The sequence below is a fragment of the Novipirellula sp. genome (genome assembly GCF_041583735.1).
In the GTDB taxonomy this organism is placed as follows: Bacteria; Planctomycetota; Planctomycetia; order Pirellulales; family Pirellulaceae; genus Novipirellula.
Window position 1 is genome coordinate 1 of record NZ_JBFHFD010000638.1, and the last position, 4,980, is coordinate 4,980.

Genomic DNA, 4,980 nt, shown 5'->3' on the forward strand with positions numbered 1-4,980 from the left:
ATCGCTTTGACGATCCCCATGTCGATCGAGCAATTGACGGACGATGTTAACGCAACCGTCAAAGAAAACGGACTGAACGATGGCTATATCCGTCTGATTGTCACTCGCGGGGCCGGACCGCTCGGGCTCGATCCGTTTCGCTGCGTCGATCCGCAAGTCATCATCATCGCTGACAAAATCACGCTGTATCCTGAAAGCCACTACACCGAGGGACTTAAACTGGTCACGGCATCGACGATCCGTAACCATCCGGCCGCACTGAGCCCACGAATCAAGTCGCTCAACTATCTGAACAACATCATGGCGAAGATCGAAGGTCTCAATGCAGGCTGTATCGAAGCGGTGATGCTGAACCACAAAGGCGAAGTCGCCGAGTGTACCGGCGACAACATCTTCCTGATCAAAAATGGCGTTTTGACGACACCCCCAATCGACGCGGGAATCCTCGAAGGCATCACGCGGAATGCGGTATTGGAACTGGCCGTCGCTGCAGGAATCGAGACTCGCGAAGCTCCGATGACACGCCATGACATCTATGTCGCGGATGAATGCTTTTTAACCGGCAGCGCCGCCGAGGTGATCCCCGCCGTGCAAATCGACAATCGCAAAATCGGCGATGGGAAACCAGGCCCCGTGACCTTGCAATTGAACGATGCGTTTCGAAAATTGGTTCACCAATCGTAATCACGGCTGGTGCGATGCCTCACCATCACTCCCACTCAATTCGCTCGCCCGATCCGGCAAAAAGCTGCACGTCGCGCGACTGCACCCCGAGTGTGACGGTGTCACCGACTTGCACGCCGCAATCTTGATCGAGGATCGCATTGACTTGGACCTCGTTTTTAGCGTCGTGACTTTGGTTGTCACGGCGATCCAGCTCGAACCGGGCGTGGCAGCAACCGCCAAAGACTTGACGCCAACGACAGATCGCAGTGGCCACTAATCCATTGGCCGCGGGCGGTTCGGTTGCAAGCCGAAAGCTCTCGGGACGGATCGCGAGCACGACGTGATCCTCGACGACGTCGTTCCGCGTCACTGCGGGGAACGTGCCCCATGGCAATCTCAATTGACCTCCGCGAAGGGTTGCCTTTATCAGATTGATTGGGGGCGAACCGAGTGATTGCGCAACCGCGATGCAAGAGGGATGGTGATAGATTTCCTCAGGCGTTCCCACTTGCACAATCCTTCCCTGGTGCATCACCGCAATCCGATCGGCCATCCGCATCGCTTCGTCACCGTCGTGAGTGACATGGATCGTGGTGCCCGGAATTTCCCGATGCCAACGATTCAGATCTTGTTGAAACTGATAGCGTACCGCCCCATCAAGTGCCGAAAGGGGTTCATCTAACAAACGCACCGTGGCTTGGCGAACGACCGATTTTGCTAGCCCGGCGCGTCGCAGTTCACCGCCACTTAGCTTTTCTGGATGGCGGTCCAATAGTGCGTCGAGCCCCAACAATCTCGCGGCACATGCGATCCGTCGCTCGATTTCGACCGCCGGCATCATGCCTTTGATCGGATACGCCAACGTTTGACGTACCGTCATGTGAGGGTACAAACCATCACCCTGAAACATCAGCGAAACATCCCGCTTGCGCGGCTGCTGCGACGTAACGTCCTCGGCAGCAACCAAAACGTTTCCTGCATCGGGCGATTCAATCCCGGCGATCACGCGTAACGTCGTCGTCTTGCCACAACCGCTTTGGCCAAGCAGCACAAAATACTCATCCGCCGCGACGTGCAAACTTAGCGAGTCCAAGACAAGTTGGCTCGCAAAGCGTTTTTGAATAGCGCAAAGCTGAACAGAAGACATGGGTAGAGCAGGGGGCTATCGATGAAAACGGAGATCGCGTTCGCGGCGGCGTCGCGATGCACTACAATAGAAGGCATCCTTCGCCGAAACAACATCCCAATTCATTGCACACATTTCGTCGGTCGATTGCCAAACTGCTGCTGCTGCTCGAATTTCACGCACCTGCCATTCGCTGTCGACATTCACTCGCCAAAAATCGGATGCTTCGCGTCTCCGATGAAGTCAACGATGGGGCTTCACAATGGACTTGATCATCGCACTCTCGATCACAACGCTGATCGCTGCCACGCTCGTCGTGGTCGTCGCATGGTTACTGCGTCCGAGGCCGAGCGAGCCCAAACGGAATCAGGCATCCGATAAAGACACGCCGTTAAATGGCTTGCGAAACGAGAACGTTTCCAACACGCCCTCGTTCGTCTTGGCCGCTGCGGTACTGGTATCCTTTGTGCTGCTGTACGCCACCAAAGACCGCATGGGGTGGGCGACACTGTTGCCGTTTTCGTCCGCAATCATTTTCTCGAACTGGACCGCGTTTGCTTTGGCGGTGGCCAGTGGGGCGGCGTTTCGATTGCCCCATCGCCCGTTGTGGCGCCGCGTATTGTCCGCATCGCTGATGGCCGCGTTAGCCTTGGCAACGTTATTCCAACCGGTCCTGCAACCCGTTTTTCGCCCCGTCTCGGGATCCAACTTGTGGGACTCGGAACAGGTGTGCATTCAGTCGCACACAAATACATGCAGCGCCGCAGCGGCCGCAACGTTGCTGAAAAGTGTCGGCATTGAAATGACCGAAGCCGCGATGGTCGACCACTGTCTGACCGATGCACGTGGCACCCCCTCCCTTGGACTTTGGCGTGGACTCTCGCTGGCGACGTTGTCGACTCGCTACCGTCCCGAAGTGCTACACACCGATATTGAAAGTTTGCTGACAAAGGGTCCTTGGCCTGCGGCGTTGGTGGTCGGATTGCCCCGCTACGGGGCGAACCCTCTCTACGTGAATCGCTATGGGTGGGACCCCGGATTCCGTCATTCCATCGTTTTATTTGGGCGGAAAGACGATGGATTGCTCGATATCGGCGATCCCTCGATCGGCCGTGAGACGTGGGCCGACGATGATTTGCGAGTGCTATGGCGAGGCGAGGGGGTAACGCTGGTCCGCCGCTAAAATCGATAGCCCATCGCAGGAAAACCACAATGGCACAATCGCTCGCCCTAGCTCGGAATCTCTCCGAAACTACGAAAAGTGACGGCCCCCATAGCATTACGACCATTTAGTACGGACCACGATTTGCGAAATTTCGTCAAAAATCGTTGGCGTTACCCGCAGCGAAACGCGGCGATGGACAAAACAATGCTTGCTCTTGCCCCGCCGTGATGATGATAATAGAGATTCGACCCTTGATAGTTTTTTTGGAGCCCCGCCGATGAAAACCCGCCTAAATCTGCCCCTTTCTGCTACCGCGTGCCTTGCGGGAATCGTGTCTCTTGCCGGCATGTTATTCGTATCGACCTTGACGATCGCACACGCCGATGACACCTCCGTCTCCTCGACTGCCGATGCGCGAGACAAGTCCCCCACGGACGCCGAGCCGGCTTATCAGCCCAAGAGCAAATTGGAACTGCGTCGGTCACTCAATCGAATGCAATACGATGTCACCCAAAACGAGGCCACCGAACCTGCGTTTCGCAACAAATACTGGGACAACAAAAAGGAAGGCACCTATCACTGTATCGTTTGTGAACAAGAACTATTCGACAGCAAAACCAAGTTTAAATCGGGAACCGGGTGGCCCAGTTTTTACCAACCCAAAGACGAGAAGGTCGTTGGGTTTCGTAACGATTGGCGATTGATCTACACGCGAGTTGAGGTGCACTGTTCGCGATGTGGTGCCCACCTTGGCCACGTCTTTGATGACGGGCCGGAACCGACGGGCAAGCGCTACTGCATGAACAGTGCCTCGCTGAATTTTGTCGAGGCAGACAAGTCGGCCGAAAACAACTCTTCCAAAAATAAACCGACCGGTACCATCTCTGCGGCCCAAGACGCCAAACAAGATTAGCTTTCCGCTAGAGCTCGCGTTTTCGCTAGGTAGGGCGTCTTTGGTCGTGAACTCGGCGATTAGAATCTGATCGTGAACCGCGAGCTGCCTCCGCCAATTGTGATTCCTCGCGAACGCGATCGTTGCGAATGCGAACCATGATCATCGTGATGGTTGTGATGGTCGACATGCCCAAAACCGCTACTCGAGGGACGTGCGGTGTAACCACCCCAACGACTTGTGTAACCGCCCCAATTGCTTGAATAGGGTGATGTGTAAACCGGGGTGCGAAGCGTTCGAATGTCGTCACGCAGATGATGGATGTTGTTTTCAATCGCGTTTAGCAACATTCGTACATGCGCCGTATTGCCGTGCACATGACCATAGCCGTGAGCCGAACGGCGTTCGATACCATCGAACAAAGACTCGAGATGATGGAACTTCGAGTCCAGCTGCGCCAGATCGCGGTCCAAATGGCTGACGCTCGATCGATGATGGGCGAGTTCGTGAATGTGGTCTGCGAATCGCGCCATATCACGTGCGTCGCTCAGCAGATGACGGTACTCGGGCGTGTGCCGGTAATGGCTCGTTTCACCTACGATCTGGTTCGACTGAATTGCGATCTGCAGTGCCAATTGATCGATGTGCTGGTAGGTGTCCGCCGATGCAGTCGAGCAGAACGCGGTCAGGCATAGTGCAAGCGAAGCGAATGTCTTGTTGATAACGGCCATTTTCATTTTCCTTGGTTTGTAAATTTTTCTTGCAGTCATGTCTGCCGAAACCAAGAGAAAGCATGTGCCGTGCCAATCGGGTTTCACGCTCAACGATTTGCTATGAAAGCCCGTGTTTTACGGCAGTTTCACGGCTGAAACGCAATTCGAAGCCGGCTGGCAGGCGAGATCGCTTTGACGACACACTGCGAGAACGCGCCATCATGTTGACTCCTCGTTGTTTTTAAATGTTAATCGCGGTATCGCGACGAGCAACGAAAGCATCCACGCTCTGGCGAGTCCTCATTCCGCTTCGCGGCACCCTAAATAATGAAAACGGCGGTTAGTGTATAATTTACGATGGCTGACGTGTGAGTTGGGTCGCAGATCGTGCTCCACTGGCGTCTAGAGCCCGTTGGCG

General features: G+C 55.1%; 5 protein-coding genes. 3 read left to right on the forward strand and 2 right to left on the reverse strand.

All coding sequences use genetic code 11. From position 1 onward, the window contains the following. Window positions 1-684 (forward strand): aminotransferase class IV (locus ABX962_RS29935; protein ID WP_372725034.1); only part of this gene is annotated, 684 nt, incomplete at its 5' end. Between the two features lie 25 nt (window positions 685-709). Here ABX962_RS29935 and ABX962_RS29940 read toward each other — a convergent pair. Continuing rightward, window positions 710-1,813 (reverse strand): ABC transporter ATP-binding protein, encoded by a 1,104-nt coding sequence (locus ABX962_RS29940; protein ID WP_372725035.1) that lies wholly within the window; start codon window positions 1,811-1,813, stop codon window positions 710-712. Between the two features lie 241 nt (window positions 1,814-2,054). Between ABX962_RS29940 and ABX962_RS29945 the strand changes: the two genes are divergently transcribed. Together ABX962_RS29945 and msrB are read left to right on the forward strand one after the other, a co-directional pair. Next, a complete protein-coding gene (locus ABX962_RS29945) occupies window positions 2,055-2,975 on the forward strand; it encodes a peptidase C39 (RefSeq protein WP_372725037.1) in 921 nt (306 codons plus the stop codon). 259 nt (window positions 2,976-3,234) lie between these two features. Beyond that, window positions 3,235-3,870, forward strand: a complete 636-nt coding sequence (gene msrB / locus ABX962_RS29950; protein ID WP_372725039.1) for a peptide-methionine (R)-S-oxide reductase MsrB — start codon at window positions 3,235-3,237, stop codon at window positions 3,868-3,870. Between the two features lie 59 nt (window positions 3,871-3,929). Here the strand turns inward: msrB and ABX962_RS29955 are convergent, their stop codons facing one another. Then, window positions 3,930-4,580, reverse strand: a complete 651-nt coding sequence (locus ABX962_RS29955) for a hypothetical protein (protein ID WP_372725041.1) — start codon at window positions 4,578-4,580, stop codon at window positions 3,930-3,932. Window positions 4,581-4,980: the final 400 nt, after the last annotated feature.

Bases quoted from the DNA above. Each gene is read 5' to 3' on its own strand.
- ABX962_RS29940 (WP_372725035.1), bottom strand. From the start codon at position 1,813: ATGTCTTCTGTTCAGCTTTGCGCTATTCAAAAACGCTTTGCGAGCCAA.
- msrB (WP_372725039.1), top strand. From the start codon at position 3,235: ATGAAAACCCGCCTAAATCTGCCCCTTTCTGCTACCGCGTGCCTTGCG.
- ABX962_RS29955 (WP_372725041.1), bottom strand. From the start codon at position 4,580: ATGGCCGTTATCAACAAGACATTCGCTTCGCTTGCACTATGCCTGACC.
- ABX962_RS29945 (WP_372725037.1), top strand. From the start codon at position 2,055: ATGGACTTGATCATCGCACTCTCGATCACAACGCTGATCGCTGCCACG.